The 14,169-nt window shown below is 70.7% G+C and carries 10 protein-coding genes and 1 pseudogene; 6 read left to right on the top strand and 5 right to left on the bottom strand.

Annotation, left to right across the window (positions count from 1 at the left end; genetic code table 11):
• Window positions 1–122: 122 nt before the first annotated feature.
• Window positions 123–1,583, bottom strand: coding sequence for a M20 family peptidase (locus G4D86_RS45570; RefSeq protein WP_164001540.1), 1,461 nt, complete (start codon window positions 1,581–1,583; stop codon window positions 123–125).
• Window positions 1,584–1,779: 196 nt separating this feature from the next.
• On the opposite strand from G4D86_RS45570, the gene G4D86_RS45565 reads away from it, so the two are divergent.
• A complete protein-coding gene (locus tag G4D86_RS45565; RefSeq protein ID WP_164001538.1) occupies window positions 1,780–3,564 on the top strand; it encodes a glycosyl hydrolase family 18 protein in 1,785 nt (594 codons plus the stop codon).
• Between the two features lie 12 nt (window positions 3,565–3,576).
• Here the strand turns inward: G4D86_RS45565 and G4D86_RS45560 are convergent, their stop codons facing one another.
• Window positions 3,577–4,065, bottom strand: a complete 489-nt coding sequence (locus tag G4D86_RS45560) for a hypothetical protein (protein ID WP_164001536.1) — start codon at window positions 4,063–4,065, stop codon at window positions 3,577–3,579.
• A gap of 186 nt (window positions 4,066–4,251) precedes the next feature.
• Between G4D86_RS45560 and thiD the strand changes: the two genes are divergently transcribed.
• Complete coding sequence (gene thiD / locus G4D86_RS45555) at window positions 4,252–5,058, top strand: bifunctional hydroxymethylpyrimidine kinase/phosphomethylpyrimidine kinase (RefSeq protein WP_164001534.1); 807 nt, start codon at window positions 4,252–4,254, stop codon at window positions 5,056–5,058.
• A 62-nt stretch (window positions 5,059–5,120) separates the two neighbouring features.
• Here thiD and G4D86_RS45550 read toward each other — a convergent pair whose 3' ends face one another.
• Window positions 5,121–7,376 carry a M3 family metallopeptidase gene (locus G4D86_RS45550; RefSeq protein WP_164001532.1) on the bottom strand — a complete coding sequence of 752 codons (2,256 nt, stop codon included), beginning with the start codon at window positions 7,374–7,376 and terminating at the stop codon, window positions 5,121–5,123.
• A gap of 258 nt (window positions 7,377–7,634) precedes the next feature.
• Here G4D86_RS45550 and G4D86_RS45545 point away from each other — a divergent pair, with 258 nt between their 5' ends.
• A complete protein-coding gene (locus tag G4D86_RS45545; RefSeq protein WP_164001530.1) occupies window positions 7,635–9,164 on the top strand; it encodes an acetyl-CoA hydrolase/transferase C-terminal domain-containing protein in 1,530 nt (509 codons plus the stop codon).
• Window positions 9,127–9,897 (top strand): tetratricopeptide repeat protein, encoded by a 771-nt coding sequence (locus G4D86_RS45540; protein ID WP_240360844.1) that lies wholly within the window; start codon window positions 9,127–9,129, stop codon window positions 9,895–9,897. The genes G4D86_RS45545 and G4D86_RS45540 overlap by 38 nt, the downstream gene beginning before the upstream one ends.
• 948 nt (window positions 9,898–10,845) lie before the next feature.
• Here the strand turns inward: G4D86_RS45540 and G4D86_RS54405 are convergent.
• Window positions 10,846–10,971, bottom strand: a pseudogene (locus G4D86_RS54405) (TetR family transcriptional regulator); the annotation flags it as partial.
• 616 nt (window positions 10,972–11,587) lie between these two features.
• Entirely contained in the window at window positions 11,588–12,586 is a 999-nt protein-coding gene (gene dusA, locus G4D86_RS45530; RefSeq protein ID WP_164001528.1) for a tRNA dihydrouridine(20/20a) synthase DusA, read from the bottom strand.
• A 186-nt stretch (window positions 12,587–12,772) separates the two neighbouring features.
• Between dusA and G4D86_RS45525 the strand changes: the two genes are divergently transcribed.
• Window positions 12,773–13,657, top strand: a complete 885-nt coding sequence (locus G4D86_RS45525) for a LysR family transcriptional regulator (protein WP_205520361.1) — start codon at window positions 12,773–12,775, stop codon at window positions 13,655–13,657.
• 128 nt (window positions 13,658–13,785) lie between these two features.
• Window positions 13,786–14,139, top strand: a complete 354-nt coding sequence (gene trxA, locus G4D86_RS45520; protein WP_164001524.1) for a thioredoxin — start codon at window positions 13,786–13,788, stop codon at window positions 14,137–14,139.
• The last annotated feature ends 30 nt before the right edge of the window (window positions 14,140–14,169 follow it).

The following is a 14,169-nucleotide window of genomic DNA, read 5'->3' as shown; positions in this document are numbered from 1 at the left end:
TCGCTCGCAACACGGGACTCGCGCCCACATGCACACCCATGCCGGGAGAGCAGCCAGTCACGGCTTCCCCGCCGGGCGTCCAGACGTGGCGGTAACGCCGGAACATCTGTATTCGCGTGTTTTCAGTCCGCGGCGTTGCGCAGGTACTGGGCATAGAAGCGCACCGCGCCCGCGTAGCCCTGCACGGACACGCGCTCGTCGCGGCCGTGCAGGCGCGCCAGGTCGGCGCGCTCCAGGCGCAGGGGCATGAAGCGGTAGACGCTGTCGCTCAAGGCCGTGAAGTAGCGCGCGTCGGCGGCGCCCACCATGAGGTACGGCGCCACCAGGGACTCGGGGAACACCTGGCGGATGCTCCGCTGCAACACGCCCCAGCCTTCCGAGTCCGTCCGCGACACCGGCGAGGGCTCGCTCTGGAAGGACAGCGTGCCCGCCTTCACGCGCGAGTCGTCCACCACGCGGCGCACGTGCTCGAGCACGCCCTCCACGGAGTCCCCGGGGAGGATGCGGAAGTTCACCACCGCGCGGGCGCGCGCCGGCAGCACGTTGTCCTTCACGCTGCCCTCGAACATGGTGGCCGCGGTGGTGGTGCGCACCGCCGCGTTGGTAGAGGGCTGGGCGCTCAGCTGGCGCACCACCAGCGGCTCGAAGAGCCACAGGTTGGCGAACACGAGCCGCATTCCGAAGGGCATCTCCGGCCCCATGAAGTCGAAGAGGGCCCGGCTCCCGCCCCGCAGCCGGGCCGGCATCGGCTGCTCCTCCAGGCGCGTGACGGCGCGGCTGAGCACGCCCACCGCCGTCTGCTTCGGAGGCATGGACGAGTGGCCCCCCTCCCCCTCCACCACCAGCTCCACGCTGACGAAGCCCTTCTCCGCCACGCCCACCAGCGCCACCGGCGCCGTCACGCCCGGGACGGTGCCCGTGAGCATCATCCCTCCCTCGTCCAGCACGGACTCCAGCGTCACGCCGCGCTCGCGCAGCAGCTTCGCCACGACTTCCGCGCCGCCATGGCCACCCACTTCTTCGTCCCCGCCGAAGGCGAGCAGCACCGTGCGCTTCGGGGCATGCCCCGCCGCGAGCAGCGCCTCCACCGCCTCGAAGATGGCCAGCACGCTGCCCTTGTCGTCCAGCGCGCCCCGGCCCCACACGTACCCGTCCGCCACGTCGCCGCTGAACGGAGGGCGCGTCCACGCGCCTTCCGTGCCGGGCTCCACCGGCACCACGTCCAGGTGCCCCACCAGCAGCACCGGGCGCAGCGAGGCGTCCGTGCCCGTCCACGTGTAGAGGGCGGAGTGGCGCCCCACGGCCTCGCGCTTCAGCGACGCGTGGGCGCGGGGGAAGTGCTCCCGCAGGTAGTCGTGGAGCGCGGTGAAGGCCTCGTCATTGGCGGGCGCCCCGTCCGTCGCGGCCACCGTCTTCAGCCGCAGCGCCCCCGCGAGCCGGGCCGCCGCCGCGTCCGCGTCCACGGAGAACGGCGCCGCGGCCTCCGACGGCACCTGGCGGGAGGGGACGGACAGCGTCCGCGTCACGAGGACGCCGGCCAGCAGGCAGAGGCCGAGCAACAGCAGCAGGAGGAAGCGTTTCATCGGAAGGGCTCGCGAAGGGGGCGCCGCACGCTAGCAGACCGGAAAATCTCCCCTTCAGCCCCTCCGCCTTCTCACACTCCGAGAGAAATGCGGCGAGCTCAGCCCGGGAAGACAGGAGAGAGCCTGATATTCAATTTTCCACTGTGAGTGTCAGGCAGTGCTCGTATATACGGGCCCTCTCCGAGGGGGTGGGTCCATGCAGATTCAGTCCACGACGAACCGCTGGGTCGTCCTTGCGCTCATGGCGGGGGCGCTGCTGGGGGGCTGTGGTGGGAAGGCCGACGACACGGGGCTCCCGGGGGCACCGTCCTCGGTGAAGGCCGACGCGGCGGACACCCAGGCCCTGGTGAAGTGGACGCCGCCCACGACGGACGGCGGCAACCCGCTCATGTACTACGTGGTCCGCTGCGAGCCGGCGTGCGGCGGCGCCATCGTCAGCGCGGACGAGTTGCAGGCCACGGTGCGAGGCCTCAACAACGGCTTCCCGTACCTCTTCAAGGTGTCGGCGGTGAATGCGAAGGGCGAGGGCCCGGCCTCCATCCCCACGGAGTCCGTGACGCCCCTGGCCGGCGCCGAGTTGGCCAACCCCACCATCCCGGGCCAGCCCCGCTCGGTGCGCGCGACGGCGGGCAACGGCGAGGCGTACGTGAGCTGGCTGGCGCCGGCCAGCTTCGGCGGGCGGCCCCTGAGCTCCTACCGCGTCACCGCGGAGCCGGGGGGTGCCACGGTGACGGTGGACGCGCCGGCCGCGAGCGCCACCCTCCCCGGCCTCCTCAATGGCGTGCCCTACCGCTTCAAGGTGGTGGCCACCAACGCGGTGGGGGACGGCCCGGAAGTCTCCACCTCCCTGGTGCAGCCGCGCTCGGGCGGCGCGCCGACGAGCTGGGTGTCGGGCTACTACGTCGGGTACCAGCGCGCACTGCTCCCGGTGGAGTCGGTGGACCTGTCGGGCATCACCCACCTCGTCGTCGGCCGCTTCAAGCCGGGCCACTGGGGCACGGTGAGCGCGGACCTGGACATCACCGACTATGAGGGCCCCGTCGTGGCGAAGGCGCTCGCCGAGCGCGCCCACGCGCACGGGCGCAAGGCGCTGATGATGCTGGGGGGCTTCGGCGAGCATGACCGCTTCGTGACGGCCACGACCGACGAGTCGCGTCCCATCCTCGTGAAGAACCTCATCAAGCTGATGGACGAGCTGGGCTACGACGGCATCGACGTGGACTGGGAGCCCATCAACCTGGCCGCGGAGACGCCCGAGGGCGCCGAGCCCCCGCCGGATGACGGCGAGCAGCTGCTGGCGCTGCTGGATGACCTGCGCGCCGCGCGGCCGGACATCATCCTCACCATGCCGGTGGACTGGCTGAACGCCAACTTCGGGATGAGCCCGGTCCGGGCGGAGTTCATGGGGCGGCTGGCCGCGCGCGTCGACCAGATGAACATCATGTCCTACAAGATGAGCGGCAACTGGGGCAGCTGGGAGAGCTGGCACTCCAGCCCGCTCACGGACGACGCGCCCCACCGGCCCACCTCGGTGGCCAGCTCCGTCCAGGGCTACCTGGCGGCGGGCGTCCCCGCGGGGCGGCTGGGCGTGGGCATCGGCTTCTTCGGCACGTGCTGGCAGGGCGTGACGGAGCCGCGCACGCCGCTCGACGGCCGGCGGGACGTCGTCGAGGGGCAGAGCGACAACGCCATGAGCTACACCAACATCATGACGGAGTACTACGAGCCCGAGGCATACCGCTGGGACGGCCAGGCGAAGTCTCCGTACCTGTCCTTCCCGTCCATGTACGGCCCCGGGCACTGCAACTACATCTCCTACGAGGACGCGCAGTCCATCGCCGCCAAGGGGCGCTTCGCGCGCGAGCAGGGACTGGGGGGCACCATCTTGTGGACCATCAACCAGGGCCACCTGCCCCGGGCCGCGGAAGGGGCGAGAGACCCGCTCCTGCAGGCCGTGAAGCGCGCGTTCCTGGACCCGTGAGCCAGAAGGGCTTCAGCGCTGGAGGCAGATTTCCCCGCTCGCCTCGTTGACGAAGGTGGACGTGCCGGTGCCCTGGAAGAGGATGTAGCCGGTGGCCCCGGCGAAGATGCCGGTGCCGCTGACGATGACGTCCCTCGCCCCGATGAGCCCGTTCGCCGTGTCCAGGATGCCGGTGTCGCGCGTCGTCAGCGTGCCGGCCTTCGTGTGGAGGGTCAGCAGCCCGGAGTAGACCAGCGTCGAGGGCGCCTCGGTGGCCGCCGCCGGCTGGAGCGAATCGGCCACGAAGCGGGTGCGCCCGTTGAGCAGCCCGTCCCCCTTGAACTCCCCCGTGGTGCAGATGCCCACCGGGCTCGCACAGGCGCCGGTGCTGAGGGTGCTCGTCAGCGTACCGGAGACCTTCACGCACTTCGGCCTGGGACGCTCCCGGGCGGACGCGGACAGCCCCACCACCACGGCCCCCACCAGCACCGTCATCGCGAACCCACGAACATGCTTCAGCATCTTGCCTCCTTGCGTGAGGCCGGAAAGCTACAGCATGTCTGGCTTTCTGGGAGTGCCTTGAAGGCTGATGTCAGTGCGGCCCCTTCCTGGGATTCCTGAAACCCACCTCCCGGGGTGCGGCGTCCCGGACACCCACGCCGGCCCGAAGTGCTGGTTCCAACGTGAACGCTGCCCCACCATGCGCCCATGGAAACCCACAGGCCCGTCACAGCGCTCACCATCGCCGGCTCGGACAGCGGGGGTGGCGCAGGCATCCAGGCCGACCTGAGCACCTTCGCGTTCCACCGCGTCCACGGCACCAGCGCCCTGACGGCCGTCACCGCGCAGAACACGCGGGGCGTCACCCGCGTGGACGTGCTGCCCGCCGCCTCCGTCGTCGCGCAAATCGACGCGGTGGCGACAGACATCGGCGCGGGCGCGGTGAAGACGGGCATGCTCGTCAACCCGGACATCATCACCGCGGTGGCCGCAAGGCTGCGCGAGCTGAAGCTGGGGCCGCTGGTGGTGGACCCGGTCATGGTGTCCCGGGCCGGCGCGCGGCTCATCGACGACGCGGCCGTGGGGGCGCTGAAGGCCCTGCTGCTGCCGCTGGCCACGGTGGCCACGCCCAACCGCCACGAGGCGGAGCTGCTGGCGGGCCTGGAGCTGCACACGCTGGAGGACATGCGCGAGGCCGCGCGCCGCATCCACCGGCTCGGCCCCCGGGCGGTGCTCGTCAAGGGCGGCGGCATGACGGGCGCCCTGCGTGGGACGGACGTCTGGTTCGACGGGGAGCACCTGGAGACGCTGCACCTGCGCTCGGTGGAGACGCGCAACACCCACGGCACCGGGTGCACGCTGTCGGCGGCCATCGCCGCGCACCTGGCGCTGGGGCGCGACGCGCTGGACGCCACCCGGCGCGCCAAGGCGTATGTCACCACCGCGCTCGAGCACCCGCTGGCGCTGGGCAGCGGCCCCGGGCCCTTCAGCCACTTCTTCCCGCTGGACGGGTAGGCCCGCCCGCCGGGCTCCCAGGCTCCGGGGATGCCCTCCCCGGAGCCCGATATACGAGTGCGCTACTTCGCGTCCTTCGCCTGCGCCGCCGCGCCCGGGACGGGGAAGCCGCGCTTGCGCATCAGCGCGGCGATGCCCGCGTCACGGCCGCGGAAGCCGCGGTAGGCCTCGGCCGGGTCCAGCGTGTTGCCCACGGAGAAGACATTCTTGCGCAGCCGCTCGGCCACGCCCTTGTCGTAGGCGCCCTTGCCCGCGGTGAAGGCCTCGAAGGCGTCCGCCGTCAGCGTGTCGGACCACAGGTAGCTGTAGTAGCCCGCCGAGTACCCGTCGCTCGCGAAGACGTGGCCGAACTGCGGCGTGCGGTGCCGCATCACGATTTCCTTCGGCATGCCCAGCGCCTTCAGCGTGTCGCGCTCGAAGGCATCCGGGTCGATGGGCTTGTCCCCCGCCAGGTGCAGCTTCATGTCGATGAGCGCGCTGGACAGGTACTCCACCGTGCCGAAGCCCTGGTTGAACGTCGCGGCCTTCTCGATGCGGGACACCAGCGCCTTCGGGATGGGCTTCCCCGTCTGGTAGTGCAGCGCGTAGGTGTTGAGCACCTCGGGCGTGGACAGCCAGTGCTCCAAGAGCTGCGAGGGGAACTCCACGTAGTCGCGCGCCACGGACGTGCCCGAAAGCGACGGGTACGTCACGTTGGAGCTGAGCCCGTGCAGCGCGTGGCCGAACTCGTGGAACAGCGTGGACGCGTCCTCCCAGCTGATGAGCACCGCCTCTCCGGGCGCGCCCTTCACGAAGTTGGAGTTGTTGGAGACGATGGTGGTGACTTCACCGCGGAACCGCTCCTGGTTGCGGTACGCATTCATCCACGCGCCGGAGCGCTTGCCGGGCCGCGCGTACGGGTCGAAGTACCAGAGCCCCACGTGGCGGCCGCTGGCCTTGTCCTTCACCTCCCAGACGCGCACGTCGGGGTGGTAGACGGGCACGTCCGTCACCGGGGTGAAGGCGAAGCCGAACAGCTCGCCCGCCACCCAGAACATGCCCTCGCGCAGCTTCTCCAGCTGCAGGTACGGCTTCACCTCGTTCTGGTCCAGGTCGTACTTCGCCTTGCGGACCTTCTCCGCGTAGTAGCGGTAGTCCCAGGGCTCGATTTTCAGCTTCGCGCCCTCCTTGTCCGCCACGGCCTGCATGTCCCGGACTTCCTCATGGACGCGGGCCACCGCGGGCTTCCAGACGGCCTCCATCAGCTCCATGGCGCGCTCGGGCGTCTTCGCCATGGTGTTCTCCAGCCGCCAGTGCGCGTGCGTCGCGTAGCCCAGGAGCTTCGCGCGCTCGGCGCGCAGCTTCAGCACCTCGGCGATGGTGGCGTTGTTGTCGCGCGCGTCGCCGTTGTCGCCGCGGTTGACGTAGTTGCGCCACACCTTCTCGCGCAAATCCCGCCGGGCCGAGTACGTGAGGAACGGCTCCATGGACGAGCGCGTGTTGGTGATGACCCACTTGCCCTTGAGCCCGCGCGACTCGGCGGCCGCCGCCGCGCCGGCGCGTACGGAGTCGGGCAGCCCCGCGAGGTCCGCGTCGGACTCCAGGACGACGGTGTAGCCCTCCTCCTCGGCCAGCACATTCTGGCTGAAGGACGTGTAGAGGGACGCGAGCCGCTGGTTGATGGCGGCCAGCTTCTGCTTCGCCGCCACGTCCAGCTTCGCGCCCGAGCGGGCGAAGCGCGTGTAGTGCAGCCACGTGAGCCGCTGCTGCTCGGGCGTCAGCTTCGCCTTGTCGGGCGAGTTGTAGACGGCCTCGATGCGCTTGAAGAGCCCCGCGTTCTGGTAGATTTCATCGTCGAAGGCCGCGAGCTTCGGCGCCATCTCCCGCTGGAGCGCCTGGAACTCCGGGGTGGCCATCGTCGAGCTCCACACACCGTAGAGCGTCTCCACGTCGGAAAACGTCTTCCCGGCCGCCTCCAGCGCGACGATGGTGTTCTCGAACGTCGGCGGGGCGGCCGTGTCGACGATGGCGGCGATCTCCCGGCGGTTCTCCTCCATGGCCGCCTCGAGCGCGGGCTTGAACTGCGCCACCTGGGCCTGGGCGAACGGCGGCAACCCACCGTACGGCCCGGCCCACTTCGCGAGCAGCGGGTTCGACGGGGTGGCAGCGGGCGCCGCAGGGGCATTGGAGCCAGACGGGTCAGCGGCGGCAGCTGGAGCGGTGGAGGCAGACGGGGCGGAAGCCATGTTCTGGGACTCCTGGGCGGGCGGGGTCGTCGTGGCGCAACCGGCGGATGCGAGCACGGCCATGCCCGCACCGGCGAAGAGGAGCTTACGCATGAGAAGGGGGTCTCCCAACGAAAGGGTGGCTGTCTGGTAGGGGCGGAGCCTGGCGGCGGCCCGCCGCGAACCGTAGGACGGAATCGCGGCGCCCCCAACACGCCCGCCTGCCCGCCTCTTCCCGAATCCCCACCCACGCCTCGCCGCGCGGCCATGGCGGGGGCCCGCCCTCCACCTCGCCCCCCGGTGGAGCACGCGGTGTGTCATCTTCCCGCGGGCGCGAACGACCCTCCCACTCCGGCCGTTCTCCCCATAGCCATGACCGTGACGAGCTCCCTGAAGGACCGCATCGAGAACCCGGAGTTGCTGGCCAGGGTCGTCCCCGTCGAGGAGGCCGTGAAGCACGTGGCCGACGGCAGCACGGTGGCCATCAGCGGCTTCACCAAGTCGGGCGAGCCGAAGACCTTCCTTCCGGCACTGGCCTGGTACTTCTCGCAGCAACTGCCGCAAGCAGGCATCACCCTGCTGTCCGGCGCCTCGCTGTCCGAGAACGTGGAGGGCCCCCTGGCGCCCTTCATCCGCAAGCGCGGTCCGTACATGTCGTCGGCCGCGTCGCGCCGGCGCATCCACGCCGGGGAGATGGACTTCACGGACGTCCACCTGTCCGCCTTCGCGCGCAACCTGATGTACGGCTTCTACGGCGACATCGACGTGGCCGTGGTGGAGGTGTCGCGCATCCGGCCCAACGGGAGCGTCATCCTCACCTCCTCGGTGGGCATCAGCGTGGAGGCGCTCGCCCGCGCGAAGAAGATTGTCCTCGAGGTGAACACGGCAGTGCCGGACTACACGGGCTTCCACGACATCGTCCCGCCCGCCGTGCACCCGCACGTGGGCTGGCCGCTGCCGGTGGTGAACGTGAGGGACCGCATCGGCACGCCCTACGTGGAGCTCGACTTGAGCAAGGTGGTGGCGGTGGTGGAGTCCCGCACGCCCGACCACCCGGTGCCCTTCAAGGCGGCGGACGACACGGACAAGCGCATCGCGCGCAACGTGGTCGACTTCCTGCTCCAGTGCCGCGAGCAGTTCCACTGGGGCAAGCGCCTGCCACCCATCCAGTCCGGCGTGGGCAACGTGGCCAACGCCATCATCGGAGAGCTCTACGACTCACCCTTCCAGAAGATTCGATTCTGGACCGAGGTGTTCCAGGACGGAATGCTGCGCTACGTGGAGGACGACGCGAAGTTCGAGTACGCGTCCTCCACCGCGGTGTCCTTCTCCGCCGAGGGGCGCCAGCGCTTCATGCAACTGTTCGAGCGGTGCCGCGACAGGCTGGTGCTGCGGCCCATGTGGCTGTCCAACAGCCCGGAAATCATCTCCCGGTTGTTCGTCATCGCGATGAACACGCCCATCGAGGTGGACATCTACGGGCACGTCAACTCCACGCACATCGACGGCTCGCGCATCGTCAACGGGCTGGGCGGCTCGGGAGACTTCTTCCGCAACGCGTACCTCAGCATCGTCCACACGCCGTCCACGCGGCGGCTGAAGGACGGGAGGACGGTGAGCTGTGTGATGCCGTACGTGCGGCACATCGACCACACCGAGCACGACATCAAGTGCGTCGTCACCGAGCAGGGCTACGCGCTCAACATGGACATCCGCTCCCCGAAGCGGCGGGCGCAGGACATCATCGAGCGGTGCGCGCACCCGTACTTCCGGCCGCTGCTGAAGGCGTACCTGGACATGGCCGGAGCCGGCGACGAGCCCCGCGCCACGGACATGCAGGCGCTGAACGGCTGGTGGCAGGCCTATGACGCAGCGACGCGCGCCTTCCCAGCGGGCGGGTGAGCCGGGGATGGTGGAGCGCAACGGACGCGAGGCCTGGCCTCCCGAGGTGTCCGAGCAGATGCGCGAAGTGGACCGGCTGCGGCGAAGCGGCCGGTACGCGTCGGCGCTCGCGCTCATCCGCCAGCTCGCCGAGGCGCACCCGAGACAGGTGCGCATCCTGAGCGAGCTGGGGCAGACGCTCGGCATCTGGGGGGGAGAACCGGCGGAGGCGCTCATCTGGTACGAGCGCGTGCTGGAGCTTGCGCCCGGACACAACACCACGCGGCTGCACCGCGCGCTCTCGCTGGCACGGCTGGGGCGGCATGCGGAGGCGGTGGCGGACTTCGACGCGCTGGTGGCCGGGGGTTACCGCAAGGCTCTCGTCATCCACATGAGGCGCGCGGAGTCGCTGGAGGCGCTGGGCCGGGAGGTGGAGGCGGAGCGCGATTGGACGCTGGCGATTGAAGAGGACCCGGGCAATCCGTGGCTGCTCCAGCAGCGCGCCAACGTGAGGGCGCGACTGGGGCGACTGGAAGAAGCGGTGAAGGACCTCACGGATGCGCTTGCCACGCAGGCGGGTGAGGACGTGGACCCGGAGCTGCTGCGGGAGCGCGGGGCACTGCGGGCGCGGCTGGGGGACGCAGCGGGTGCGCGCGCGGACTTCGAGGCCGGGCTCGCGGCGTTTCGAGAGGGCGACCCGCCGGGATTGCTGGACGCGCTGCGAGCAGGGCTCGCGGACTCCACGCGGCGCTGACACGCGCTGGCCCCATTCGAGAGGACAGCTGCAGTGACCTGGGTTCGGGCCAGCAATGCCCTCGCGCGGTGCTTCGCTCACGGGGCATGAGACAGCCACCAGCGCCTCCAACTGCTCGGGCGAAGAAGCCGCGACGAGGCTTCCGGTCATCGTCGAAGGAGGCTGGGTGGTGTCTGGAGGAGGCGTGTCCGTCCCCTGGGGCCCGGAGTCTTTGACGAGCGCCAGGGCCCGCCAGAGAAACGCTGCCGCTTCGAGGACCTCGGCTTCGGTCACCAGCGCGCCCTCCTCTGCCGGGGCGCGTACCAGCTCCACCAACGCTCCCCATACCAGGCCCTCGCCCACCCGGGCGCTCCCCGGTGCCAGCGCCCCTTCACGCTCGCCTTGCTCCAGCACCTCGCGCACCATCGTCCGCGCAGCCCTGCCGTGCGACTGCTGCCCAAGGGCGCGCGGAGCACGCGGCCCGGAGTCCTGGAGCTCATGCGGCCCCAGGTCATCTGCCCCGGCAGCGCCTGATTCGTACGGCGCCATGACATCTGGCTCGACAGCGCCTGATTCGTGCTGCCCCAAAGCAGCTGACCGGCAGGCGTCTGGCTCGTGTGGCCCGGATGCACCTGACCAGCGAACGTCCGGGTCGTGCGGCCCCGGTGCACCGCCCCTGGTGCCGACTGACGCATATGCCTCGTGAGCATGTGCCGGGAGCGGCCCGAGTCCGCGTGGCATGTACGGCCTCAACGTGTAGGGCGCATGGGGCCCGGGGGCATAGGGGTGCCAGTGCAAGAAGGTGAAGGCGAAGAGGCCGGGCTCCTCCAGGGCCGCACTGACCAGCTCCCACCAGAAGGAGATGAAGGCCTGGCGGAAGTCCACGCCCTGCCTGCCGTGCTCACACTCGAAACCGCTGCGCGCCCGGATGCACAGGGAGTTCTCGGCGAAATCCCGCACCGCCAGCGCGAAGCCGTGCTTGCTGCCGTAGCGCCGGTACAGGGTGCCCACCGACATGCGCAGCGCCCGTGCCAGCTCCGAGGCGCGCACGTGCTCGTACCCCCGAACCGCCAACACCCCCGCCGCCTCGCACATGGCGTCGACGCGCATCTGCTCCAGAATCCCCATGCCCCATCCCCCTGCCCCGCCCTCCGGGCGACTCACGGCTGGAAGGAACGTTCCTTCCACCCGCACCGGTCTACCGGGTGGGTCTGACATGTTGGGAGCAACCGGTGGCGGAGGCTCGAGAGGAAGCAGCTCGCGACGCTGGCCCAGGCCCGGTGCGTTCCGCTCCCGCCGTGCAAGTGGAGTGGACCTGTAGCCCTGCGAGCTCCGGCCCTCACGAGGCCTGGGCAGTCGGAGGCGCCCAGTCCGTCCCCCATTGTCCTGAGTTCCGCCCCTTCCGACCTGGGTCCGGTCCGTCCGGATGGCAGGATTCCGCGGGTGGACCTGCTCACGGAGTCACTGCTGGGGGCGGGGCTGGGGCGGCGGCTCGGTGCGACACTGGTGATCACCGTGACGTCCGGGCCCTATGTGCCGAAGCGAGACTCCGTCATCTGTGTCCACAAGGCGCCCGGCCTCGTGGACCTTCCGCACCGACTCGCGGATGCGGTGGAGGTGGCTCGCCGTGCGTCGCGTGTGCCGGTGGTTCTGGGCGGAGACCGCAGCATCCTCTTGGGGTGCCCGCTGGGCCTGAAGCGAACCGGGAGCCCTACGCCGCGACGTCCGCCTCGGGAGAGCGGCGCACCTTCGCGAGCGCGGCGACGAGCACGTCCGGCCCCGCGCCCGACTTGTGCGCGTTCTCACTCAGGTGCCTTCGCCATGCGCGCGCCCCGGGCAACCCCTGGAAGAGCCCGAGCATGTGCCGGGTGATGGCTCCCAGCGGCGCCCCCTGCCGCATGCGCCGCTCGACGTACGGGAGCATGGCCTCCACGACGGCGTGCCGCTCGGGCGGAGCCTCCTGCGCGCCGAAGAAGCGGCGGTCCGCTTCGGCCAGCAGATAGGGGTTCTCGTAGACGGCGCGGCCCATCATCACCCCGTCCACCTGCTTCAGGTGGTCGGCGGCGGCGTCCATCGTCTTGATGCCGCCGTTGATGCTGATGTCCAGGTGCGGGAACTCGGACTTGAGCCGGTAGACGAGCTCGTAGCGCAGCGGGGGCACGTCCCGGTTCTCCTTCGGGCTCAGCCCCTGCAGCCACGCCTTGCGCGCATGCACGATGAAGCGCGTGCAGCCCGCGGCGGAGACCTTGCGCACGAAGTCCTCCAGCGTCGGCCACTCGTCCAGGTCGTCGATGGCGATGCGCGACTTCACCGTCACCGGGATGCTGACGGCCTCGCGCATGGCGCCCACGAGGCGGGCGACGAGGTCCGGCTCCGCCATCAGGCACGCGCCGAAGCGGCCGGACTGGACTCGGTCGCTCGGGCAGCCGCAGTTGAGGTTGATTTCGTCGTAGCCCCACTCCTGGCCGATGCGCGCCGACTCGGCGAGCGCGGCGGGCTCGGAGCCGCCCAGCTGGAGCGCCACGGGGTGCTCCGCGGGCTCGTAGCCCAGCAGTCGCTCCCTGTCGCCGTGGATGACGGCGCCGGTGGTCACCATCTCCGTGTAGAGGAGCGTGTGCCGGCTGAGCAGCCGGTGGAAGTACCGGCAGTTCCGGTCCGTCCAGTCCATCATCGGCGCGACACACAGCGGCATGGGGCGAGGCGGCATCATGGAAGAACCCGGGGGAGCACCTGGAGCGTCCCTCGAAGCAGGCCGCTCCCCTGACGGGTGCATCTACCCGGCTTTCCCGCCCCTGCCCACCCCTCTTTGCCGCCTGGACGCACGGAGAGGGAGGAGGCGGACACCCGTCCCCTGTAGGCTGCGCCCGTGTCCCCGAGCCCTCCCCTCCTGGATGACATGCTGCTCTTCGTCGAAGTCGTGGCGACGGGCGGCATCACCGCCGCCGCCGAGCGGCTCGGCCTGCGCAAGTCCACGGTGAGCCGCCGCCTCGCCGCGCTGGAGGAGCGGCTGGGCATCCGCCTGCTCGAGCGCAACACGCGCCGGCTGCGACTCACCGAAGTGGGCCGCGACTACCACGCGCACTGTGCGCGGCTCGTCGCCGAGGCCCGTGAGGTGAATCGCGCCGTGAGCGAGTTGCGCGGCACGCCCCAGGGCACGCTGCGCATCGCCACCCTGTCCCTGCTCGGCGAGTTGCTCACGCCCCTCATCTCCGAGTTCCTGCTGCGCCAGCCGCGGATGCGGGTGGAGGTGTCGCTCGCCGAGGCCCATGTGGACCTCATCGCCGAGGAGTATGACCTGGCGCTGCGCACCGGGCCGCTCGCGGACTCCACGCTGGTGGCCCGCCGGCTGGGGCGCCTGCGCACGGGCTACTACGCCAGCCCCTCGTACCTGGGCCGCCACGGCACCCCTCACACGGCCGACGAGCTGCAGGGCCACGAGTGCGTCCTGCTCGCCGAACCGGGCACGGACGAGGTCTGGTACTTCGTCGAGGGCCGGCGGGCGAAGACGGTGCCCGTGGCGGGCCGGCTGCGCGTGCCGAGCGTGCGCGCCGGACAGGCCGCCGCGCGCGCGGGGCTCGGCGTGGTGAGGCTTCCGGCATCACTCGTCGTGGACGACGTGCGCGGCGGCATGCTCGTCCCCGTGCTGGAAGACGTGACGCCCCCGGGCATCCCCGTGTTCGCCGTCTACCCCAGCAGCCGCCAGCTCCCACCCAAGGTGCGCGCCTTCCTCACGCTGCTGTCCGAGCGCAGCGCCACGCTGCCCTGGGAGCCGGAAGGTTAGCGTCAGGGGCGCTTCGCGGAACAATGCGTTGCGCCGGGGGCTCTCGTCCCCGCGCGCCTCCGCCATTACACATCCTCCACACCGAGGCGCCGGCCCGTGCGGGCCGCGCCTCCCGAGGAGGAAACGTCATGGCGGGGAATGTCATCGAGCTGGCGGATGCGGACTTCCGGCGCGAGGTGCTCGAAGCGGAGGAGCCGGTGGTGGTGGACTTCACGGCCGCGTGGTGCCCTCCGTGCCGCATCATCGCGCCCATGCTGGACGCGCTGTCCACGGAGTGGCGGGGACGGATGAAGTTCACGAAAATCTCCACCGACTCGCACATGGAGACGGCGCAGCAATATGGCATCCGCGCCATGCCCACCCTGCTCGTCTTCAAGGACGGCAAGGTGGTGAAGCAGCTCGTCGGGGCCATGCCGCGCAAGCGCCTGGAGGAGGAACTGCGCCCGTTCCTCGGAGAAGTCACCCTCACCGCGGCGTTCTGAAGCGCCGGGGGCCGGGGTTGCGTGGCATTT

The organism is Pyxidicoccus caerfyrddinensis, assembly GCF_010894405.1.
Classification (GTDB): Bacteria; Myxococcota; Myxococcia; order Myxococcales; family Myxococcaceae; genus Myxococcus; species Myxococcus caerfyrddinensis.
This window is presented reverse-complemented; position numbering and strand designations above follow the sequence as displayed.